The sequence below is a fragment of the Streptomyces sp. NBC_01478 genome, assembly GCF_036227225.1.
Classification (GTDB): Bacteria; Actinomycetota; Actinomycetes; order Streptomycetales; family Streptomycetaceae; genus Streptomyces.
This window is the reverse complement of record NZ_CP109444.1, coordinates 9,836,242-9,858,210: the sequence shown is the minus strand read 5'-3', so window position 1 is coordinate 9,858,210 and position 21,969 is coordinate 9,836,242. Positions and strand designations below refer to the sequence as shown.

At 71.6% G+C, this 21,969-nt stretch carries 20 protein-coding genes and 2 tRNA genes; 12 read left to right on the top strand and 10 right to left on the bottom strand.

Features of this window, described 5'->3' with window-relative positions:
- Positions 1-10: 10 nt before the first annotated feature.
- From OG223_RS44075 to OG223_RS44055, 5 genes are all read right to left on the bottom strand, one after another.
- Positions 11-1,216 (bottom strand): ribonuclease inhibitor, encoded by a 1,206-nt coding sequence (locus OG223_RS44075; RefSeq protein ID WP_329261776.1) that lies wholly within the window; start codon positions 1,214-1,216, stop codon positions 11-13.
- Positions 1,217-1,233: 17 nt separating this feature from the next.
- On the bottom strand, positions 1,234-2,586 hold the full coding sequence (locus OG223_RS44070; protein ID WP_329261774.1) for an SDR family oxidoreductase: 1,353 nt from the start codon (positions 2,584-2,586) through the stop codon (positions 1,234-1,236).
- Between the two features lie 30 nt (positions 2,587-2,616).
- Positions 2,617-2,688, bottom strand: a tRNA-Asp gene (locus tag OG223_RS44065).
- Positions 2,689-2,698: 10 nt separating this feature from the next.
- Positions 2,699-2,770 (bottom strand) — tRNA-Ala (locus OG223_RS44060).
- A gap of 58 nt (positions 2,771-2,828) precedes the next feature.
- Positions 2,829-3,074 carry a WhiB family transcriptional regulator gene (locus tag OG223_RS44055; RefSeq protein WP_200678017.1) on the bottom strand — a complete coding sequence of 82 codons (246 nt, stop codon included), beginning with the start codon at positions 3,072-3,074 and terminating at the stop codon, positions 2,829-2,831.
- 272 nt (positions 3,075-3,346) lie between these two features.
- On the opposite strand from OG223_RS44055, the gene OG223_RS44050 reads away from it, so the two are divergent.
- Positions 3,347-4,138 (top strand): VOC family protein, encoded by a 792-nt coding sequence (locus OG223_RS44050; RefSeq protein ID WP_329261771.1) that lies wholly within the window; start codon positions 3,347-3,349, stop codon positions 4,136-4,138.
- Between the two features lie 695 nt (positions 4,139-4,833).
- Here OG223_RS44050 and OG223_RS44045 read toward each other — a convergent pair.
- The 3 genes from OG223_RS44045 to ligD all read right to left on the bottom strand — a co-directional run bounded on the left by OG223_RS44045 (position 4,834) and on the right by ligD (position 7,952).
- On the bottom strand, positions 4,834-5,880 hold the full coding sequence (locus OG223_RS44045; RefSeq protein WP_329261768.1) for a LacI family DNA-binding transcriptional regulator: 1,047 nt from the start codon (positions 5,878-5,880) through the stop codon (positions 4,834-4,836).
- An 85-nt stretch (positions 5,881-5,965) separates the two neighbouring features.
- Positions 5,966-6,895, bottom strand: a complete 930-nt coding sequence (locus OG223_RS44040; RefSeq protein WP_329261766.1) for an ornithine cyclodeaminase family protein — start codon at positions 6,893-6,895, stop codon at positions 5,966-5,968.
- A 4-nt stretch (positions 6,896-6,899) separates the two neighbouring features.
- Complete coding sequence (gene ligD / locus OG223_RS44035; RefSeq protein WP_329261763.1) at positions 6,900-7,952, bottom strand: non-homologous end-joining DNA ligase; 1,053 nt, start codon at positions 7,950-7,952, stop codon at positions 6,900-6,902.
- A 75-nt stretch (positions 7,953-8,027) separates the two neighbouring features.
- Between ligD and OG223_RS44030 the strand changes: the two genes are divergently transcribed.
- The 3 genes from OG223_RS44030 to OG223_RS44020 all read left to right on the top strand — a co-directional run bounded on the left by OG223_RS44030 (position 8,028) and on the right by OG223_RS44020 (position 11,013).
- Positions 8,028-9,107, top strand: coding sequence for an ATP-dependent DNA ligase (locus OG223_RS44030; RefSeq protein ID WP_329261760.1), 1,080 nt, complete (start codon positions 8,028-8,030; stop codon positions 9,105-9,107).
- Between the two features lie 149 nt (positions 9,108-9,256).
- Positions 9,257-10,261 carry a DUF3048 domain-containing protein gene (locus tag OG223_RS44025; protein ID WP_329261758.1) on the top strand — a complete coding sequence of 335 codons (1,005 nt, stop codon included), beginning with the start codon at positions 9,257-9,259 and terminating at the stop codon, positions 10,259-10,261.
- Between the two features lie 80 nt (positions 10,262-10,341).
- Positions 10,342-11,013, top strand: coding sequence for a tetratricopeptide repeat protein (locus OG223_RS44020; RefSeq protein ID WP_329261755.1), 672 nt, complete (start codon positions 10,342-10,344; stop codon positions 11,011-11,013).
- Positions 11,014-11,046: 33 nt separating this feature from the next.
- On the opposite strand, the gene OG223_RS44015 is transcribed toward OG223_RS44020, so the two are convergent.
- Positions 11,047-11,511, bottom strand: a complete 465-nt coding sequence (locus OG223_RS44015) for a MarR family winged helix-turn-helix transcriptional regulator (protein ID WP_329261753.1) — start codon at positions 11,509-11,511, stop codon at positions 11,047-11,049.
- 242 nt (positions 11,512-11,753) lie between these two features.
- Between OG223_RS44015 and OG223_RS44010 the strand changes: the two genes are divergently transcribed.
- The 8 genes from OG223_RS44010 to OG223_RS43975 all read left to right on the top strand — a co-directional run bounded on the left by OG223_RS44010 (position 11,754) and on the right by OG223_RS43975 (position 19,351).
- Positions 11,754-12,515 carry a CoA transferase subunit A gene (locus OG223_RS44010; protein ID WP_329261750.1) on the top strand — a complete coding sequence of 254 codons (762 nt, stop codon included), beginning with the start codon at positions 11,754-11,756 and terminating at the stop codon, positions 12,513-12,515.
- Positions 12,515-13,159, top strand: a complete 645-nt coding sequence (locus tag OG223_RS44005) for a CoA transferase subunit B (RefSeq protein WP_329261747.1) — start codon at positions 12,515-12,517, stop codon at positions 13,157-13,159. The genes OG223_RS44010 and OG223_RS44005 overlap by 1 nt, the downstream gene beginning before the upstream one ends.
- Positions 13,156-14,358: a thiolase family protein gene (locus OG223_RS44000; RefSeq protein ID WP_329261744.1), complete on the top strand. Its 1,203-nt coding sequence runs from the start codon at positions 13,156-13,158 to the stop codon at positions 14,356-14,358. The genes OG223_RS44005 and OG223_RS44000 overlap by 4 nt, the downstream gene beginning before the upstream one ends.
- Before the next feature lie 7 nt (positions 14,359-14,365).
- Positions 14,366-15,139, top strand: coding sequence for a protocatechuate 3,4-dioxygenase subunit beta (pcaH, locus tag OG223_RS43995; protein WP_329261741.1), 774 nt, complete (start codon positions 14,366-14,368; stop codon positions 15,137-15,139).
- Positions 15,140-15,145: 6 nt separating this feature from the next.
- The gene (pcaG, locus tag OG223_RS43990; RefSeq protein ID WP_329261738.1) at positions 15,146-15,751 is read left to right on the top strand and encodes a protocatechuate 3,4-dioxygenase subunit alpha; all 606 of its coding nucleotides are present in this window, start codon (positions 15,146-15,148) and stop codon (positions 15,749-15,751) included.
- Entirely contained in the window at positions 15,748-17,082 is a 1,335-nt protein-coding gene (gene pcaB / locus OG223_RS43985; protein ID WP_329261735.1) for a 3-carboxy-cis,cis-muconate cycloisomerase, read from the top strand. The genes pcaG and pcaB overlap by 4 nt, the downstream gene beginning before the upstream one ends.
- Entirely contained in the window at positions 17,079-18,197 is a 1,119-nt protein-coding gene (pcaDC, locus tag OG223_RS43980; protein WP_329261732.1) for a bifunctional 3-oxoadipate enol-lactonase/4-carboxymuconolactone decarboxylase PcaDC, read from the top strand. The genes pcaB and pcaDC overlap by 4 nt, the downstream gene beginning before the upstream one ends.
- A 710-nt stretch (positions 18,198-18,907) precedes the next feature.
- Positions 18,908-19,351 carry a helix-turn-helix domain-containing protein gene (locus OG223_RS43975; RefSeq protein WP_329261729.1) on the top strand — a complete coding sequence of 148 codons (444 nt, stop codon included), beginning with the start codon at positions 18,908-18,910 and terminating at the stop codon, positions 19,349-19,351.
- On the opposite strand, the gene OG223_RS43970 is transcribed toward OG223_RS43975, so the two are convergent.
- Entirely contained in the window at positions 19,257-21,941 is a 2,685-nt protein-coding gene (locus tag OG223_RS43970; protein ID WP_329261726.1) for an ATP-binding protein, read from the bottom strand. The genes OG223_RS43975 and OG223_RS43970 overlap by 95 nt on opposite strands.
- Positions 21,942-21,969: the final 28 nt, after the last annotated feature.

Here is a 21,969-nt window from a genome sequence, read left to right as displayed (position 1 = left end):
CGGACAGGCCCTAGGCCTCTCCCGGCCGCGCCGTGCGGTGCACGCTGCGTACGGCGGCCACGTCGGGGGCGAGCGAGGGTGCGGGCAGGTGGGCGGTGAGGGACTCCAGGCGGCGTTTGATGCTGGCGGCGACTCCCTGCCCGAGGACGAAGCGGGTGGGGGTGATCGCGCGGGGTGCCGTGTCGAGGAGTCGGTGGGCCTCACGGCTGCGCATCCCCGTGTGGGACAGCACGAGATGGGTGAGGCGGTGTTCGGCCGCCACGAGGGCTCCCGCGATGGTCTCGGCGGCACGCAGATCGACGTGGTTGTCGGCCGCGCCGAGCACGGCCGCCGCCCGGACCCGGCCGAGGTCGAGCAGCCCGACCCCGGCCGTGCTGGCCGCCGTCACCAGCCGCGCCGCGGCCTGCGGACCGATGCCGTTGCTGGCGACGGACAGCCGCGCGAGCCGGCCGTACGGCGCGCGCTCCAGGGCGTCGGCCAGGAGGCGGGCGCCGGGGTCTCCCAACCGGGCGGCGGATACGTAGAGTTCGTCGATCGCGCCCGCCGCGACGACGGCGGCGAGGGGCACGGCACCGTCCGCGCCGAGCGGGTTGCCGCCGACGAAGAGCCGCTCGATGCGGCGCCCGTTGTCGGCGGCGGCGAGCAGCGCGTCGGCGAGGACGGTCACTCCCGCCGGGTCGAGCCCGGTCTGCACGAGGTCGAGCGTGCGCAACGACCGCGCGGACTCGATGAGTTCGGCCGCCGCCCGCCCGCCGCCGCTGCCCAGCGGGTTGCGCTTGAGCCACACTCCGGTGACGACCTGCGGCGAGGCACGCAACTGGTCGGCGATCCGACAGGCACCGCCGGCCGTGATCCCGTTGCACCCGAGATAGAGCGTCTCGACGTCACCGCTCCCACCGGCGACGACCTCGGCGCCCTCGTCCCCGAGCCCGTCGGTGCCGAGCAGCAAGTGCCGTACAGGGGACGGCCCTTGACCCAAGGCCTCGGCGACCAGCGCGGCGCCCTCCGCCCCCAACTCCTGCTTGCACAGGTCGAGTCGGCCGTCGGGCAACGCCGTCCCGACGGTGAAGTCCAGCCGTTCCCCGGCCGGTCGCCCCGCCCTCAACCAGTCGAGCAGTGGCCCGAGTTCGGTGGCCGGACGGGGCACGACGGACGGCACCCCGGCGAAGCCCAGCGCCTCCGAAGCCGCCGCCGCGCGCCCTCCCGCGTCCTCCATGCTCTCCCCGTCCCCGCTCACCACGCCGCCTCTCGATAGTCCTTGAGGAACACGCCGGACACCGGGTCCCCGGACTCGCCGCGCACGATCGGGTCGTAGACGCGGGCCGCGCCGTCCACGATGTCGAGCGGTGTACGGAAGCCCGCCTCGGCCATGCGGCCCTTCTTGGGGGCGGGGTTCTCGTCCGTGATCCAGCCCGTGTCGACGGCGCACATGTGGACGCCCTGGTCGGCGAGTTCGGCGGCGCTGGTGCGGGTGAGCATGTTCAGCGCGGCCTTGGCCATGTTGGTGTGGGGGTGGCCGGCCATCTTGTTGCGGACGGCGAACCGGCCCTCCACGGCGGTGACGTTGATGATGTACCTGCGTGGACGCGGCGAGGCGAGCAGCAGGGGCAGCAGCCGGTCGCACAGGAGGGCGGGGGCGAGGGCGTTGACGAGCTGGGTCTCCAGGACCTCGGCCGGGTCGAGGGCGCCGAGCCGTGCCGACCAGGAGTTCTCCGGGGACGGGTCGGGCAGCAGTCCGGCCTCGTCGGCCTCGCGCAGCACGACCGGCAGCGCCGAGGCCCCGCCCGCGAGCATCCGCATCGGCGTGAACCCGGGCGCCTGCCGGGCCCCTTCGGGCAGGGTGGCGCGCTCGCCCGCGGCCAGCAGCGCGTATGACTGCGGAGGGCGTCGTACGGTCTGCGCGGCGTTGTTGACGAGGATGTCCAGCGGTTCGCCCGCCTGCCGCAACTCCTCGCAGAGGCCGAGGACTTGCCGCGGGTCGCGCAGGTCCACGGCGAGCACGGTCAGCCGGTCCAGCCACTTCCCGCTGCCGGGCTCGGCGCGGAACCGGCGCACGGTGTCGTGCGGAAACCGCGAGGTGACCAGCACCTCGGCACCGTCCCGCAGCATCATCAGCGCCAACTGGAAACCGATCTTCACCCGCCCACCGGTGAGCAGCGCCCGCCGCCCGCTCAGCTCCGTACTCAGCGCCCGGCGCGCGGAGTTGTCGGCGGCGCAGTCGGGACACAACCGGTGGTAGAAGGAATCCACCTGTCGATAGGGCGACTTGCAGACATAGCAACCACGCGGCTTGCGGTACACACCCCCGGCATCCACCTCGGCAGGCTCGCCCCGACGACCCAGCGGAGCGTCCTCGCGTCGGTCCACCGCCCCCGTCGCCGTCGCCGCCATCGCCGCCGCGTCGGCCGCGGTCATGTCGGCGCCGCGGGCCTTGCGGCGGCGCAGCCGGCCGTCCCGTGCGAAGGACGCGGCGACCTGTTCCGCGCGCAGGCGCACCGGATCGTCGACGGGCAACTCCCGCAGTCTGCCCACCACATGGTGGAAGGCCGCCAGTTCCGCCTCGGTGATCCCGCCCTCGTCAGTCATCGCTTCCCGCCCCGGCCGTGCTCTGGAGTGGGGCCCCGGCCGGATTCGAACCGGCGTATCCGCCCTGACAAGGCGGCGAGTCTGCCTCTGCTCTACAGGGCCCCCGAACGCAGCCCGGGGATCGGATTCGAACCGATGTGGTCGTCTTGCCAAGACGAGCGCCTGCCTCTGCGCTACGCCCGGGTGCGCCCCCGGATCCTAGCCGCACTCTCCCGCGCGACCCGCACCGATAAACGCCCCGTTCAACGCGAGCCGCGCCGGATCTCCAGGCGCTCCTTCTCCGACAGCCCACCCCACACACCGAAGCGTTCGTCGTTGTCGAGGGCGTACTCCAGACAGGCGGAGCGGATCGGGCACATGCCGCAGATCCGCTTGGCCTCCCTGACGGAGCTGCCCGGCTCGGGGAAGAAGAAGTCCGCCCCGGTCTGCGCGCACAACGCCTCCTGCTGCCAGGCCAGGTCGGGCGTGGTGATCGTGTCGATGTGCATGGGCACGATCGTGCCCTCCGGCGAAAAACGTTCGATCAACGCGGGATCAACGCCGCGCTCCGAGGCCTCCGGCCGCCCCGATGATGGCCCTACGACCACACCGGCGCACGGCGGCGCGCGGAACCGGATGAAAACACGGAGAACTTCAGCGGTCACCGAGGGTAATCATGACCGTGTCCCCGAACCACTGGCGTACTCCGGCAGCGATTGTCAGTGGGCGGTGCAAGACTCGGCAGTGCACAGGACGGGACCCTTCAATGAGGAGGGCAACAATGCTCACCACCCGTTTCGTCAACGGCGCTCCCAACTGGCTGGACGTCGGCTCGCCCGACATCGACAGCGCCATCTCCTTCTACGGCGGTCTCTTCGGCTGGCGGTTCCAGTCGGCGGGACCCGAGGCCGGCGGCTACGGCTTCTTCCAACTCGACGGCAAGACCGTCGCCGGCGGCATGCCACTGCAGCCGGAGCACGAATCGTCCGCCTGGACCGTGTACTTCCAGAGCCCGGACGCGGAGGCCACGGCCAAGGCGGTGGAGCAGGCGCACGGCGCGGTCCTGCTCCAGCCGATGGACGTGATGGACGCGGGACACATGGCGATCCTCAGGGACCCGGCGGGCGCGGCGTTCGGCATCTGGCAGCCCGGCCGGACCAAGGGTGTCGATGTGACGGGAGATCCCGGTTCGCTGACCTGGGTCGAGCTGTACACGCCGGACATCGCCGCGGCGGCGGCGTTCTACCACGCCTCACTCGGCCTGGAGACCTCGGCCGCACCCATGGCGGGCGTCGACTACACGTGCATCAACCCGGCCGGCCTCGGCGAGGACGCGATGTTCGGCGGTGTCGTCCCGCTCGACTTCGACCCGACCGGCGCGGTCTCGGGGGCGTACTGGCTGGCGTACTTCGAGGTCGCCGACGTCGACGCCACGGTGACCAAGGCCCTGGAGTCCGGCGGCAAGGTCACCGTGCCGGCCGCCACCATGGAGGGCGTCGGCCGCATGGCCCAGCTCACCGACCCGCACGGCGCCCGCTTCGCCGTCATCAAGAGCGAGCCGCCGCAGGGTTGACGCTGCCGGGCCCGCGCGGGGACCACGATCTGCGACCTGCGCGGGGCACCGGTCTCACGGGGGCGTCGGTTGCACGGCGGCGCGGCCCGGGCGAGGAAACGACTCACCCGAAGGCGCGGCCCGCCCCGGGGTGAGCCCGCCCAGGGTGCGACTCACGCGGGGTCGCGGCCCACTCGGGGTTACGACCACGCAAGGCGCGGCCCACGCAGGGAAGCGACCCTCTCGGGGCACCGGCCCACGCAGGGGGCGGCTGACGCGGGGTTACTGCCACGCAAAGCGCGGCTCACGCAGGGTCGCGGACCGCGCGAGGGTGCCGCTTACCCCGGGAAGCAACTCACTCGAGGGCACGGCCCGCGCCGGGGGCCGCTACGCGGGAACGCGACTCACGAGAGGCTCACCCGGGCTCACGATCTGCCGGGCAGGGTGCGACTCACGCAGGGGGCGGCTGACGCGGGGGCACCGGCCCACGCAGGGGGCGGCTGACGCGGGGGCACCAGCCCACGCAGGGGGCGGCTCGCGTGGAGTCACGGCACGCACAGGCGCGCGGCTCTCACGGAGACGCCGGCTGATGAGTGGGCAGTGCGGAACGAACCGGCCCGCCGAGGGCAAATCCCCTTGCAGGGGTGCGCATGTGCCCGACGGCACCACTCGGGCTCCGCCAAGCCCAGAACCCGGCAGCACCGCCGGGTCGTCGCTCACGCCGAGGCGCGGTGGACCAGTGTGGTCGGCAGGATCACGCTGGACGGCGCGCCTCCGATGCCGTCCCGGACGCCCCGGCGGTCGAGGCCGCGCAGCAGCAGGCGGGCCATCAACCGGCCCATCTCCTCGATGTCCTGACGGACCGTCGTGAGCGGCGGCTCGGTCTGTTCGGCGACCGGCAGCATGTCGTCGAAGCCGATCACCGCCACGTCCTCGGGCACCCGCAGCCCCTCCTCCCGCAGCACCTTCAGCGCGCCGTACGCGGTGAGGTCGTTCGCGGCGAACACGGCGTCCACATCGGGGCAGCGGTCCAGGAGTTCCCGCATCGCACGCTCACCGCCGCCCGGAGTGAAGTCGCTCTCGACGATCAGCCGCGGGTCGACGTCGACCATGACGTCCCGGAACCCGTCGAGCCGGTCCACCGCGGACGTCTGGTCGAGCGCGCCGGTGATGTGCGCGATCCGGGTGCGGCCGAGCCCGACGAGATGCCGTACGGCCTCACGGGCGCCGCCCCGGTTGTCGCAGTCGACGTACACCGTGGGGCCGAAGGCGCGTGTCCCCTCGCTCCAGGAGGGCCGGCCGCCGAACACCGTGGGGACACCGGCCCGTTGGATCAGTCCGGGCAGCGGGTCGTCGAGGTGCAGGGAGAAGACGAGCGCGCCGTCCACATGGCCGCCGGCGAGATAGCGGCCGACGCGGACGTGGTCGGCGCGGCCTTCCGTGAGGAGCAGCACCAGTTGGGAGTCGTGGGCGGTCAACTCCTTGCTGATGCCGCGGAGTTGCATGGCGAAGAAGGGGTCGGCGAAGACGCGGGTCTCCGGTTCGGCGATCACCACCGCGATGGCGTCGTGCCGCTTCGTGACCAGGCTCCGGGCGGCCTGGTTGGGGACGTACCCGAGTTCCTCCACGGCCTGCCGGACTCGTTCGACGAGTGATTCCCGCACCCCGTCCCCGCCGTTGACCACCCGGGAGACGGTGGCCCGCGACACCCCCGCCCGCGCGGCCACGGCCTCCAGCGTGGGACGCGGTGCTGTCTCGGTCACTTCTGGACCCCTCCTCGACGATGCGGATCAGGATAGCCGCGGGAGAACCGGACGGTGAGAGCGCTCCCAACTCGGCGGCATCCCCTCACCCCAGCAGATCCACCTGCCGTCCGACCCCGTCCCGCTCCGCCCGCTCGTACGCCAGCCACGCGAGCGCCAGGTCCTGCCACGGCAGCCCGACCGGGGCGTAGACGGAGCGGGCGACGGTGTCGGTCCGTCCCGGGTGGTCGCCGCGCAGTACGTCGCCGAGCGTGGTGTCGATGTCGGTCGGGGTCAACGCGCCGACGGACTCGACGAGTTGACGGTCGTCGACGACGACGAGTGCCGCGTCGAGCAGGTCGGCGGCGAGTTCCCGCTTGCCCGGCTCGTCGGCGCCCAGGCTGGTGAGGTGCTGCCCTTCCCCGGTGTCCGCGAGGGACAGCAGCGGAGTGCGGGACCAGGTCGCCAGCAGGACGATGTCGGCGGCCGAGGCGATCTCCTTCGCCGAGCCGAGCACCCGGCCGCCGTGCCGCAGGGCGAACGCGGCCGCGCGGTCCACGTCCGTGTCGTGGACGAGGAGTTCGCCGTAGGACCGCAGCGCGCCCAGTCCTCGCACCGTCAACTCGGCCTGCGCTCCCGCGCCGATCACCCCCACCACCGCGCCCTCCGCCGGCCCCGCGAGGGCATGCGTGCCCAGGGCGGCCGCCAGCCCCGTCCGCCACGCGGTCACCGTCGCCGAGTCCAGGAGGGCGAGCAACTCACCGTCCACACCGCTGTGCAGGCACAGCACGCCTCTCAACGCGGGCCGTGCGTCAGGGAACTTGGCGTTGACCTTCACCGTGTACGCCTCGATGCCCGGCAGCAGTCCGGGCAGCAGGGCGGTGGCCGTACCGGGGAACGGCAGGTCGGTGCGCACCCGTTGGCCCGGGATCGCCACCTCGGCCCCCACGGCGAGGAAGCCGGCCCGCAACGCGGCGATACAGGCCGGGGGTTCCCACAGGGCACCGAGGTGGCTCCGGGTCAGCAGGCGAGTCATGCGTTCATGATCCGTCAGGGTCGGAGTCGGCGGCGGAATCCGAGGCAGCGGCCTTCCTCGCCCTGCTCGGCTGCACCCTCTTCGGCTCCCCCGGCATCTTCGGGTACTCCGGCGGATACGGCAGATCGCCCAGCCCGTGATCGTGTTCGTCGCGGCGGGCCAGTTCGAGCAGGGCGTCCAGGGAGAAGCGGTGGTCGTCCATGTCGGCGTGCACGTCGCCGAGTTCGGCGAACCGGGCCGGCATCGTCGCGAGGTCGAAGTCCCGGGGGTGCGCGACGGGGACCTCGTCCCAGCGCAGGGGCGCCGAGACGGGGGCGTGCGGGCGGGGTCGTACGGAATAGGCGGAGGCGATGGTGCGGTCGCGGGCGGTCTGGTTGTAGTCGACGAAGATGCGCTCGCCGCGCTCCTCCTTCCACCAGTTGATCGTCACCTGGTCGGGCATCCGGCGCGCCAGCTCCCGGCCGACCGCGATGGCCGCGCGGCGGACCTGGGTGAAGGTCCAGCGCGGTTCGATGGGGACGAAGACGTGCAGGCCGCGTCCGCCGGAGGTCTTGGGGAAGCCCCGCAGACCGCCGAACTCGTCGAGTACGGCGCGGAGTTCATGGGCGGCGCGGACCGCGTCGTCGTAGTCGGTGCCGGGCTGTGGGTCGAGGTCGATGCGGAGTTCGTCGGGGCTGTCGACGTCGTCGCGGCGTACCGGCCAGGGGTGGAAGGTGAGCGTGCCGTACTGGGCGGCCCACAGGACGGCGGCCTGTTCGGTGGGGCACATCTCGTCGGCGCTGCGTCCGCTGGGGAAGGTGATGTGGGCGGTCGGGATCCAGTCGGGCATGTTCTTGGGTGCCCGCTTCTGGAAGAAGTTCTCGCCCTCGACCCCGTCCGGATAGCGCTCCAGGGTGGTCGGGCGGTTCCGCAGGGCGCGGAGGATCCCCGGGCCGACCGCGATGTAGTACTGGGCGAGGTCCAGCTTGGTGAAGCCGCGCTCCGGGAAGAAGATCTTGCCGGGACTGGACAGCCGTACGGTCCGGCCGCCCGCCTCCAGTTCCACCGCTTCGCCCATGCGAGCCACCGTAGGCCTCCCGCGCACAGCTCGCACACCGGGCGGTGAGCGTCGTACGGGCGCAGAATCGGAGTCATGGATCTGCCGGTGATGCCGCCCGTGAAGCCCATGCTCGCCAAGTCGGTGGCGCGGATTCCGCCGGGCATGCACTACGAGGCGAAGTGGGACGGCTTCCGGGCGATCGTGTTCCGTGACGGTGCGGAGGCCGAGCTGGGCAGCCGTACCGGAAAGCCGCTGACCAGGTATTTTCCCGAGCTCGTCGAGGCGCTGAAGGAGCGGCTGCCGCAGCGGTGCGTGCTGGACGGGGAGATCGTGATCGCCCGGGAGGGGCGGCTCGACTTCGACGCGCTGACCGAGCGCATCCACCCGGCCGAGTCGCGGGTGCGGACGCTGGCCGAGCGGACGCCGGCCTCGTTCGTCGCCTTCGACCTGCTGGCGCTGGCCGACGAGTCGCTGCTCGACGTGGGACTCGGCGACCGGCGGGCGCTGCTGGCCCGGGCGCTGTCCGGTGCGACCGCGCCCGTGCATCTGGCGCCCGCGACCACTGACATCGAGGTCGCGCAACGGTGGTTCGAGCAGTACGAGGGCGCCGGGCTGGACGGTGTCGTGGCGAAGCCGCTGGACCTGCGCTACCGCCAGGACGAGCGCGCCATGTTCAAGATCAAGCACGAGCGGACGGCCGATGTCGTCGTCGCCGGGTACCGCCTGCACAAGAGCGGGCCCGTCGTGGGGTCCCTCCTTCTCGGCCTGTACGACGATCACGGCACCCTCCAGCACGTGGGGGTGTCCGCCGCCTTCACCATGAAGCGGCGCGCCGAGCTGATCGAGGAACTGGCGCCGCTGCGCATGGACGACCCGACGGGACATCCGTGGGCGGCCTGGGCGGAGGAGGCCGCGCACGAGTCGGCCCGGCTGCCGGGCGCGCCGAGCCGCTGGTCGGGCAAGAAGGACCTGTCGTGGGTGCCGCTGAGACCGGAGCGGGTGGCCGAGGTGGCGTACGACCACATGGAGAACGGCGCGCGCTTCCGGCACACGGCGCGTTTTCGCCGCTGGCGCCCGGATCGCACGCCAGAAAGCTGCACGTACGCACAACTGGAGGAGCCCGTCCGCTACGACCTTGCGGAGATTCTCGGCCCCTGGGACTCGCCGGACTGACCCTTCCCCAGGTCACGGACTGGCCTCTTCCGTATTTCCCCTGGGCCGATCGGCGCAATCAGCGCGCACAAACACAACCGAGCGGGTATGGCCACCAATGAACTTATAAGCGCACAATCGAAAACACAGACTTGGTGGCAACGGTGGGCATGGGACACAGGACGCCTCGGCGGCGCGGCGCGAGAAGAGCGGCGCTGCTGGCCGCCACGATGACGGCCTCCCTGGCGGTGGGCTGCTCGGCACATGACGGCCCGTCCGTCGACGACGGGCGCGGAAAGATCCAGTTCCCCACGCAGAGCCCGGAACAGAGCCCGAGCGCCGGCGGCACGGTCGCCCCCGCCGCCGGCCCGGTGCTCGCGGTGAAGATCGACAACGTCCCCGCGGCCCGCCCTCAGACGGGTCTGGACTCGGCGGACATCGTCTACGCCGAGCAGGTCGAGGGCGGGCTGAGCCGGCTGATGGCGGTGTTCGCCACCAAGCTCCCCAAGTCAGTCGGACCGGTGCGCAGCGCCCGCGTGTCCGACCTGGAGCTGCTGCGCCAGTTCCACGAGCCGACGCTCGCCTTCTCCGGCGCCCAGCACAAGCTGCTGCCGCTGATCGCCAAGGCCCCGCTGCGGTCCGCGTCGCCCGACGAGGTGGCGAGCGCCTACTACCGCGGGGTCACCAAATCCGCCCCGCACAACCTCTATCTGCACCCGGCCAAGCTGCTCTCCTCGGCGCCGGGCGCGGCGGCCCTGACGACCGGTTTCCACTACGGCGCGGCCCCCGCGGGCGGCAAGCCCACCGCTTCTCGTACCGTGCGGTATCCAGCGGCCCGTTTCACCTTCACCTGGTCCGGGAGCAAGCACCGCTGGCTGGTCACCGAGGACGGCACACCCACCGTGACGACCGACGGCAAGCGGGTGGCTCCGGCGACCGTCGTCGTGCAGTACGTGAAGATCCGCAAGTCCGTCTATCACGACGTCCTCGGCAACAACACGCCGTACACCGAGTCGGTGGGCTCCGGGAAGGCGGACGTCCTGCGGGACGGCCGTACCTTCAGCGTCGACTGGAAGCGGCAGAAGGCCACGGACGGAACGGAGTTCACCACGTCGGACGCTACGCCGGTGAACTTTGCGAAGGGCCAGGTCTGGGTGGTGTTCGCGAAGGCCTGACCGCCTGGTGCACTTTCGCGGTTTCGCACGCTTGAGCCACTTTGTCGTCCTTGATCGGTGCGGCCGGGGCGGGGGAAGTCGTGAGCGGACGTGGTTGGTTCAGTGGCCGGAAGTGGTTCCAGCGGGGGGTCACTCACGCCGAGCAGGGACGGCTGGCGGAGGCGCGCGACGCGTACCTCCGCGCGGCCGAGTCGGGCAGTGTGAACGCCCAGTACAACCTCGCGCTCGTCTACGTCGATCTCGGTGACCGCGCCAACGCGGTCCGGTGGTTCCGCCGGGCCGCCGAGGCGCTGCACCGGTACGCCGAGGCGCCCTCGCGCGGTCACGCGCCGTCGCAGTTCAACCTGGGTCTCCACCACCAGGTGACGGGTGAACTCACCCTCACCGAGCGCCATTTCGAACAGGCGGCGAAGCAGGGAGACATCGACGCGGAGGTGTCCCTGGCCGGTCTGTGGCTCGGCCGGGGCCGCCGACGGGAGGCCGAGGAACGGTTCCGCAGAGCGGCCGACGCCGGGAACACCGGCGGTATGTGCGCCTTGGGCCTGCTCTTTGTCGGCCTGGACCGGACGGACGAGGACCTCGTCCGATTCCGCAGGGCGGCCGATCCGGGGGACCCGAACGCCCAGCACGCACTGCGGGTCCTCGCCGCGCGCGAGACGCCGCCTTCGCCTACCGCCCGGTCGGCGGACGGATCGCCGAACGCCGGGCGGTACGCGACGACTTGGCGATGCTGCTGCAACTCGGCGCGCTGAACCCTCCGCAGCCTCCGCCGAGTTGAGCGATGCCTAACGCTGGGCGGCGAGGGGTTCCCCGGGATTGCGGAGCCCCTCCGCCGCGTCCGCGACCCGTTGGATGAGGTCGAAGAAGACGGTCTGTTCCTCGGTGGAGAGCGGGGCGAGGAAAAGCTGGTTCATCCGGGCCGTGCGCACGATCAGCTTGCGGTGGACGCGCATGCCGTCGTCGGTGAGGCGCAGCAGGAAACGGCGGCCGTCCTGCGGATCGCGCACCTTGTCGAGGTACCCGCGCCGGTCCAGCCGGCTGATCACCTCGGCGATGGTCGACCGGTCCAGGCCCACCCGCTCCCCCACCGTGCGCTGGTCGAGCCCCGGCTCGTCGACGAGCGCGTTGAGCACCGCGAACTGTGGCGAGGTGATCTCCTCGGAGACCATCGTGTTCCACAGCAGGTAGTGCGCCTGCTGCAGTCGCCGGGCGAGGTGCCCGGGGTGGGTGGTGAGGTCCACCGCGGCCATGTGCCCTCCCGAAGTCGTATCCAGTCTTATTCATCTGTGCACTGAACGATACCGGGAGGCCCCCTGGACGAGTCCAGCCCTGCGCGGGGAGCTGAGCTGGTACTTCTCCAGGGTCTTGACGGAGAGCCCCCGCAGTGACAGCGTGAAGGAAACTTCACCGAAATGCTCAGTGCCCTGACCAATTGCTGGCCAATCGCCGGCCGATTGCCGACCGGGCGCTCGAACGGGACGGAGCTTCACGGATGGACAAGGTGGTCGCCACGGCCGACGAGGCCGTGGCCGATGTGCCGGACGGAGCAACCCTCGCGGTCGGCGGCTTCGGACTGAGCGGTGTACCGAACGTGCTGATCCAGGCCCTCTACGAGCGCGGTGTCAGCGCCCTGGGCGTGGTCTCCAACAACTGCGGGGCGATGGAGTCCGGCCTCGCCGTCCTCCTCTCCGCCGGACGGATCGCCCGCGTGACGGGCTCCTACATCGGCGCGAACAAGGAGTTCGCCCGCCAGTACCTCGCCGGGGAACTGGAGGTCGAGATGATCCCCCAGGGCACCCTCGCGGAGCGCCTGCGCGCGGGCGGTGCGGGGATTCCCGCCTTCTACACCCCGGCGGGCGTCGGCACCCAGGTCGCCGAGGGCGGACTGCCCTGGCGCTACGACGGCTCGGGCGGCGTCACTCTCGCCTCGCCGCCGAAGGAGGTGCGGGAGTTCGACGGCACCGAGTACGTCCTGGAGCGCGGGATCCGCACCGACTTCGCCCTGGTCCGCGCCGCGAAGGGCGACCGGCACGGCAATCTCGTCTTCAACAAGTCGACCCGGAACTTCAACCCCCTCGCGGCGATGGCAGGCAAGGTCACGATCGCCGAGGTCGAGGAACTGGTCGAGCCCGGCGAGATCGACCCGGACGCGGTGCATCTGCCCGGGATCTTCGTCCAGCGGGTGGTGGCCCTCACCCCCGAGCAGGCCGCCGACAAGCGGATCGAGCAGCGAACGGTGACGGTGAGCGGCTGATGGCCTGGACACGTGAGGAGATGGCGGCCCGTGCGGCCCGCGAGCTCGAGGACGGGCAGTACGTCAATCTCGGCATCGGTCTGCCGACCCTGATCCCGAACTACCTCCCGCCGGGCGTCGAGGTGATCCTCGAGTCCGAGAACGGCATCCTGGGCACCGGCCCCTATCCGACCGAGGACCAGGTCGACCCGGATCTGATCAACGCCGGCAAGGAGACCGTGACGGTCCTGCCGGGGGCGTCCTTCTTCGACTCCGCGCTCTCCTTCGGGATGATCCGGGGAGGACATATCGACGTCGCCGTCCTCGGCGCCATGCAGGTGTCGGCCGGGGGCGACCTGGCGAACTGGGCGATCCCCGGCAAGATGATCACCGGGATCGGCGGGGCGATGGACCTCGTGCACGGCGCCCGCACCGTCATCGTCGTCATGACCCATACCGCCAAGGACGGCTCGCCGAAGATCCTCACGGAGTGCGCGCTGCCGCTCACCGGCAGAGCATGTGTGAACCGAGTCATCACCGATCTCGGCGTGATCGACGTGTCACCCGAAGGTCTGGTGTTGACCGAGACCGCACCCGGTGTGGGCGTCGAGGAGATCGTCGCCAAGACCGACGCGAAACTCATCGTCACGGAAGGCCTGCTGTGAACCCGGTTTACATCGTCGACGCCGTCCGCACCCCCATCGGCAGGTACAGCGGAGGGCTCGCGTCCGTCCGCCCCGACGACCTCGCCGCCCACGCCATCCGTGAACTCCTCGCCCGCACCCCGGACCTGGACCCCGCCCGCATCGAGGACGTCTACTTCGGCAACGCCAACGGCGCCGGCGAGGAGAACCGCAACGTCGGCCGCATGGCCGCCCTCCTCGCCGGCCTGCCCACCTCCGTCCCGGGCGTGACCGTCAACCGGCTGTGCGCCTCCGGCCTCGAAGCGGTCATCCAGGCGGCCCGCGCCATCGCGGTCGGGGACGCCTCCATCGCCGTGGCGGGTGGTGTGGAGTCGATGACCCGCGCACCGTACGTCCTGCCCAAGTCGGACCGGCCCTTCCCGGCCGGGCACACCGAGCTGTACTCGACCACGCTGGGCTGGCGCATGACCAACCCGGCCATGAACCCGGAGTGGACCATCCCGCTCGGCGAGAGCGCGGAGCTGATCGCGGACAAGCACAAGATCAGCCGCGAGCAGCAGGACGAGTTCGCGCTCGCCAGTCACCACAAGGCGGCCCAGGCACAGGCAGCGGAGCTCTTCGACGGGGAGATCGCGCCCGTGTCGGTCCCGCAGCGCAAGGGCGACCCGGTCGCCTTCGCCGCCGACGAGTCCGTACGGCCGGACGCGTCGCTCGCCGCCATGGCCAGGCTCAAGCCGTCCTTCCGCACCGAGAACGGAACGGTGACGGCGGGCAACGCCTCGCCGCTGAACGACGGTGCCGCCGCGCTCCTCCTGGTCGACGAGGAAGGGCTCAAGGCCACCGGCCGTCAGCCTCTCGCCCGCATCTCCGCCACCGGCGTGCACGCGCTCGACCCGGACTACTTCGGACTCGCCCCCGTCGAAGCCGTCAACCGCGCACTCACCAAGGCGGGCAAGGGATTTGACGATCTGTCAGTCCTCGAACTCAACGAGGCCTTCGCCGCCCAGGTGCTCGGATGTGTCGCCGAATGGCCCGAGTTCGACCCGGCGATCCTCAACCCGCAGGGCGGCGCCATCGCCCTCGGTCACCCGCTCGGCGCCTCCGGTGCCCGGCTCGCCGGCACCGTCGCCCACCAACTCGCCCGCAAGGGAAATGGAGTTGGTGTCGCGACCCTCTGCATCGGCGTGGGCCAGGGCCTCGCCCTCGTCCTCGAACGGTAGGAACCCCATGACGCTCACCCAGCACGACATCGACCTCGAGATAGCGGCCGAGCACGCGACGTACGAGAAGCGGGTCGCCGACGGCGCGCCGGTCGAGCACCACCCGCGCCGCGACTACGCCCCGTACCGCTCCTCCCTGCTCCGTCACCCGAAACAGCCGCCGGTCACCATCGACGTCTCCAAGGACCCGGAGCTGGTGGAGCTGGCCTCCCCCGCCTTCGGCGAGCGGGACATCACCGAGATCGACAACGACCTGACCCGGCAGCACAACGGCGAGCCGATCGGTGAGCGGATCACCGTCTCCGGGCGGCTGCTGGACCGCGACGGGCGGCCGGTCCGGGGGCAGTTGGTGGAGATCTGGCAGGCGAACTCGGCCGGCCGCTATGCGCACCAGCGCGAGCAGCACGACGCCCCGCTGGACCCCAACTTCACCGGTGTCGGGCGCACGTTGACCGACGACGAGGGCACCTACCGCTTCACCACGGTCCAGCCGGGCCCCTACCCCTGGCGCAACCACGTCAACGCCTGGCGCCCGGCGCACATCCACTTCTCGATGTTCGGCACGGCGTTCACGCAGCGGCTCGTGACGCAGATGTACTTCCCGAGCGATCCGCTGTTCCCGTACGACCCGATCATCCAGTCGGTGACGGACGACGCGGCCCGGCAGCGCCTCGTCGCGACGTACGACCACAGCCTGTCGGTGCCCGAGTTCTCGATGGGCTACCACTGGGACATCGTGCTCGACGGCCCGCACGCCACCTGGATCGAAGAAGGACGCTGACCCGCCATGACGAAGATCGACACGAGCCGTCCGGAGTCCGTGCTGCCGACCCCCTCGCACACGGTCGGGCCCTTCTACGGCTACGCGCTGCCGTTCCCCGGCGGCGGTGACATCGCGCCCGTCGGACACCCGGACACGATCACCGTCCAGGGGTACGTGTACGACGGCGAGGGCAGGCCATTGCCGGACGCCTTCGTCGAGTTGTGGGGTGCGGACCCCGACGGCAACCTGTCCAGGACCGACGGTTCGATCCGGCGCGACCCGGCCAGCGGCGGCTATCTCGGCCGCAACGGCGTGGAGTTCACCGGCTGGGGCCGCATCCAGACCGACGCCAACGGCCACTGGTACGCGCGGACACTGCGGCCGGGCGCGCGCGGGCGGAGCGCCCCGTACCTGAGCGCGTGCGTGTTCGCGCGCGGGCTGCTGGTGCACCTCTTCACCCGGATCTATCTGCCGGGCGACGAGGCCGCGCTGGCCACGGACCCGCTGCTGTCCGGGCTGGAACCGGCGCGGCGCGACACGCTGATCGCACAGGACGACGGCAGGGGCACCTACCGTTTCGACATCCGCCTTCAGGGCGAAGGCGAAACGGTCTTCCTGGAGTTCCAGTGACTTCTTCCGACCCGTCGGACACCGGCCTGCTCGCCCCCGGGTGGGCCGGCTCCCCCGCCGCGTCCGCGACCGGCGACACCGCGTATCTACGGGCCCTGCTCGACGCGGAGGCCGCGCTCACCCGCGCCCAGGCGGCCCTGGGGCTCGCGCCCACCGGGGCGGCGACGGCGGTGACGGTCGCGGCGGACGTGGACCGCTTCGACGTACGGTCCCTCGCGGAGCGCGCCCGAGCCGGCGGGAACCCGGTGATCCCGCTGGTCGCGGATCTGACGAAGGTGGTCGGCGGGGAGTACGGCCCGTACGTCCATTGGGGCGCGACCAGCCAGGACATCATGGACACGGCGACGATGCTGGTCGCCGCCCGCACCCTGGACCTGGTCCTGGCCGACCTCACGCGTACGGAGAGCGCGCTGGCCCGGCTGGCCGCCGCCCACCGCGACACCGCGATGCCGGGCCGCACGCTCACCCAGCACGCCGTACCGACGACCTTCGGGCTGAAGGCCGCCGGGTGGCGGTCGCTGGTGCTCGACGCGCGGGATCGGGTGCGGGTCGCGCGAAGTGCGCTGCCGGTCCAACTCGGGGGCGCGGCGGGCACGTTGGCAGCCTTCACCGCGTACGGCGCGGAGGACGCGCTCGCGCTGCCCGACGCGTACGCCCGTGAACTCTGTCTGGCGGCACCGCTGTTGCCCTGGCACACGCTCCGGACGCCGATCGCCGATCTCGCCGGGTGCCTGGCCTTCGCGGCGGGAGCCCTGGGCAAGGTCGCCGCCGATGTGCTCGTCCTGGGCCGGACGGAGATCGCCGAGGTCTCGGAGGGCAGCGGCGGGGGTTCGTCCGCGATGCCGCACAAGGCGAATCCCGTACGGTCCACGCTGATCGCCGCCGCCGCGCGCCGGGCACCCCAGCTCGCGGCCGTCCTGTACGGCTCGCTGGTCGCCGAGGACGAGCGGCCGGCCGGGGCCTGGCACGCCGAGTGGGAACCGCTCAGGGAACTGCTGCGGCTGGTCGGCGGTGCGGCGCGCAATGCGGCCGAACTGACCGAGGGGCTGCGGGTCCACCCGGACGTGATGCGTCAACACCTGGATCTCACCCATGGGTTGATCGTCTCCGAGCGGCTGTCCGCCGAGCTGGCGCCGCTGCTCGGGCGGGCCCGGGCGAAGGAGCTGCTCACGGAGGCCGCGCGGCCGGCCTATGCCGACGGCCGCCCGTTGGCCGAACTGCTCGCCGGGGAGCCGGAGTTGAAGGACCTCGACCTCTCCGCACTCACCGACCCCGCCCGTTATACGGGTTCCGCCGGAGCCCTCACCGACCGTGCACTGGAGCGACGTTGACCGAGAAACTCCTCAACTTCCGTGCCGAGGGGCCCGATTCCGCGCCCCCGCTGCTGCTCGGGCCCTCGCTGGGCACGTCGTACGCCCTGTGGGACAAGGTCGCGCCCGAACTGTCCGTCACCCACCGGGTGATCCGCTGGGACCTGCCCGGGCACGGCGGTTCGGCGCCCGGGCTGATCGGTCCCGGGGCGAGTGTCGGGGACCTCGCGAATCTGGTGCTCGCGCTCGCCGACTCGCTCGGGATCGAGCAATTCGTCTACGCGGGCGTGTCGTTGGGGGGTGCGGTCGGTCTGCATCTCGCGGTGCATCACCCCGAGCGGGTCGCGTCGCTCGCCGTCATCTGTTCCTCGGCGCACTTCAACGGGGCGAAGCCGTGGGAGGAACGGGCCGCGCGGGTACGGCGCGAGGGGCTGGGGTGGCTGGTGGAGAGCGCGGACTCCCGTTGGTTCACGCCCGGGTTCACCGTGCCGGAGCTGGTGGCCGACCAGGGTGCCGCCGACCCGGCCGCGTATGCCGCGTGCTGTGACGCGCTGGCCGCGTTCGACCTGCGGTCGCGGCTCTCCGAGATCCGTGCGCGGACGCTGGTGATCGCCGGGCGCGAGGACCCGGCGACGCCGCCGGCGCATCTGCGGGAGATCGCCGACGCGGTGGCGGGCTCGGCCCTCGTGGAGATTCCGGGAGCCTCGCATCTGGCGGTCGCGGAGTGTCCGTCGGCCGTTCTGAGCGCGCTGCGGGCGCATCTCGGTGGGGGTGCGCGGCTGGGGATGGCGGTGCGGCGGGAGGTACTCGGTGACGCCCACGTGGAGGGGGCGCAGGCTCGGCAGACGCCGTTCACGGCCCGCTTCCAGGACTTCATCTCCCGGTATGCGTGGGGGGAGATCTGGACCGACCCCACGTTGTCGCGGCGCGAGCGGAGCATGGTCACGTTGACGGCGTTGATTGCGCGTGGGCATGACGACGAGTTGGCGATGCATGTGCGGGCGGCTCGGCGCAATGGACTCACGGCGGAGGAGATCGGGGCGGTGCTGATGCAGAGTGCCGTGTATTGCGGGGTGCCTGCGGCGAACTCGGCGTTCGCTGTGGCGCAGCGGGTGTTGGGGGAGGAGGGCGACTAACAACCTGGTGTGCGATTGAGGGCTGGGGGTGCCGGCCTGGCGGTTCGGCTGATGGGTGATCACCTCTCGGCGGCGCGGTCGGAGACCAGTCCGACCACTCCCGAAGAACACCGGAGGCATCCGGTGCAAGCTGAAACGCCTGGTCACACGGGGCATCCTCACCGAACCCGAACCCGGCCTGTTCGCTCAGCCCCGCACCTGACCACCAACCCAACCCGCCGACCAGGGGCCCATACCCAACCCCAAGGCCGAAGCGGGTATTACGTCACATACCGCACTCTCAGAGGCGACCGAACTGGATCAACGCTGTTGCCGCATTGCTTCCTCGACCCTTGCCCTGGTCCGCCTTATCGTCCATGGGCCGGCTATCAGGACCGCAAGAGCAACCACACCCGAACTGACCAAGGTTTCGGTCCACGGTGTTCCGCTCTGCCTCCACACCACGATCGTCGACGCAGTAACCACAGCGTCGAACCCGAGCAGGACTGCCCATAGGCGGCCCGTAGACATCGATCTATCAGACATAGGCCGTACCTTACGACGTGGTGCGTGATCATGATCGAGGCACTGCCGAGGCATGAAGTAGGCCGTGCGGCTTGGGTGTTGTTGTGACGCAATACGTGGGCCGCACGGCCTAGTCCAAGCGTATCTTCACCGGTCTCCAGCCGCGGCGGCTCGGCAAACTCCTCGTCGAGCTCGCCGGCGCCTGGATGGCAGCTGAGGAGTCCCGGCTGCGAGAACGTCGAGGTCACGAGCGTATGCGCGCGCCCGGGGCGGGCCCGGACCACGAGCTGGTGTTCTTCGACCGCGTCGTCGTCACCCTGGTGGCGCTGCGCTTCCAACTCCCGCACGTGGCCCTGGCGGAGCTCTATCGGGTAGACCGCTCCACGGTCACCCGCGCGATCCGCGAGATCCGTCCGCTGCTGGCGGCCCGCGGCTTCGCTGCGGCTTTTAGAGCCGCGAGGAACTGTGCACTCCTCAAAACGCAGACCGGCCCATGCTTTAGGGGCGCGGGGAACTGCGTGACCAGCCCCCACCGGCCCGCAGCCGAACGACAACTCACCGCAACCCCCTCCCCGTCTCCAACACCTCCCGCGCCTGTGTCACCAAGCCGTCCGCCCCGCACGAACGCGCAAGCGTCAGACCCCTGTTGATCTCCGCCACGGACCTCGCCGCGATGCCGTACTCGACCCGGGCCGCCGCATGCTCGTACTGACACGGCGAGGACTCCAGGTAAGCGACAGCCTGCGCAGCAAGCCGTACCGCACGCTGCCCCGTTTCCAGCGCCGCGGCGCAGCGGAGGGCCTCGCCGATCGCCGTGTCCGTGCCGAAGTGTTCCGCCTGCCGGCGGGCGTCCGTGGCGAGTTGGGCCGCGCGGGTCGGGTCCTCGACGGCGAGGGCGCGGGCGAGGTCCACGGCCCAGGGGACCAGGACCGGGTTGTGGTGGCCGCGTACGGTCGCCGCCTTCGCGGCCTGTTCCAGTTCGTTGATGCCGTCCTTCGTGCGGCCGACGGCGAGCAGGAGCCGGCCGCGCACACAGCGCGGGTCGGGCAGCACGATGGTGGACGGGTACGGAGGTGTGAAGCCGTACTGTTCCGCGGTCTCCCAGGCCTCCTCGACATGGCCGCGGGCGAGCAGCGTGTCGACCAGGTTGCAGGTCGCCGACCAGTACAGGGGCAGCCCGCGGCCGACGCGCTCGGCGAGCCGCAGTGACTCGCGCAGCGAGGTCTCGGCATCGCGGAGGCGGCCGCGCCGACGGTGCCCGAGGCCGACGTAGGCGTGCGCCAGGGAGAGATGGCCGCCGCTCCACCCGGCGGACACGTAGGCGCGCAGGGCTTCGTTGTAGAGGCTCTCCGCGCGGTCCAGGCGGTCCGTGTAGGCGTACGCACTGGCCAGCATCATGAGGATCTCCAGGCCCCACTCGGTGTCGGTCCAGCCGAGTCCGGGAGCGAGCCGTCCGTTGACGAGGGCACGGTCGCAGACCTCGACGACCTCCTCGGCGTTCTCGCCGTGGGTCATGGCGTCGAAGCCGCGCAGGATCAGCAGGGCCCGCTCGGAGTTGTCCCGGCCGGTGCAGATGCCGGCGAGTGCGGCGAGCCGCTCGGAGCGTCCCGGGGAGGTGCCCTCGCCCGCGTGGATGCCCTCCCACATGAACTGCACGGCCTGGAGCCGCATCCGGGCGGCGCCGGGTTCGTACCGGGCGGCCTCCGCCTCCACGGTGCGGACGGCCTCCTCGAGTTGGTCGTTGTGGGTGAGCGCCTGGGACAGCCGGAAAACGGCGTCCACGCGTGCGTGGCCGTCGAGGCCGGGCATGCCGAGGGCGGTCTGGAGGTGGCCGATGGTGGTGGCGGGCGCGGTGAGGAGGGTGGCGCAGCCCAGTTCGTAGAGCACGTGCGCGTGGGTATCGGTGAGCGGCGGCTCCAGGAGTGCGCGCTCAAGGCAGCGGCGGGCGGCGTCGGGGGCGCCGATGGAGAGGTGTTCGCGGGCCGCCTCGCGGAGTTGCTCGACGAGTTCCTGGTCGTCGTCCGGGTGGACCTTGAGGAGGTGCCGTGAGGCGGCGGCCGCGCCGAACCCGTTGTCGGTGACGACCTGGGCGGCGATGCCGTGCATGGCCGTGCGTACACCGCCCGGGATGGAGTCGTAGACGTCGCTGGCGATCAGCGGGTGGACGAACTCCAGCTCGCCCGCGCCGGCCTGGGACGCGGCGGGGTCGGGCGCGGTGAGGATGCGGTCGGCGCGCAGTAACTCGGCGCAGCGGACCGCCTCTTCGCGGCTCATGGTGGCGAGCTTGGCGACCAGGTCCACGGAGATGCCGGTGCCGAGGATGGCTGCGGCCCAGGCGAACCGGGTGGCCTCGAAGCCCAGGTCGTCCAGGCGGGCGAGCAGTCCGCCGCCGCGCGCGGAGCGGTTGAGCTCGCGCAGTTCGGCGGCCGAGTCCTCGACGGGGGCGAGGCCGCTGTCCTTCACCTTGGCGAGGAGTTCGACGGTCTCGTACGGGTTGCCGTCGGTGACCGCCCACACCTCGCGGCAGAACGCGCCGTCGGCGTGCGGGCCGAGGGTGGCGCGGGTGAGCCCCGCGGTGGCCTTCGGGGTGAGGGATTCCAGGACCGTGGGCGGCGGGCCCGCGGCGGCGGCGATCGCGTCCAGGTAGCGGGCGCTCTCCCCGCTGACCTCGCCGGGCCTGCGGGCGACCACGACCAGCACGGACAGGTCGTCGAGGCGCTCGGCGAACGCGGCGAGCCAGCGCAGGGTCTCCTGGTCGGCCCAGTGGGCGTCGTCGATCAGCAGGACCAGCGGCCAGTCGCGTTTGGCGAGGCGGCGCACGGCGGCGACCAGGCCGTCGCACACGCCCTGCGGGTCGGCCTGCCGCTCGCCGGGCTCGGTGACCCCGAGGGCGGGGCCCGCGATGTCGTACCAGTCGCCGAGGTACTCGCGGACCTCCTCCGGCATCAGCGAGAGGAGCGCGGGCTGCAGCAACTGCCGTACGACGTTGAAGGGGACGGACTTGAGGGTCTCGCCGCCGCGGGCGTGCCAGACCACGCACTTGCGTGCCCCGGCGATACGGCGGGTCTCGGCCAGCAGCGCGGTCTTGCCGAAGCCGGCCTCGGCCCGGACCATCAGCAGGCTGCCCGAGGACGACTCGTCGGCGCGCAGCGCGTCGATCGCCTGCGCCACACCCTCGACTGCCTTCTCGCGTTCCCACAGGGAGGCCGATCCGGCTCCCGGAGGCCGTTCCTCCGTCATCCCGCATACCTCCCCAGTAGCCCGAACG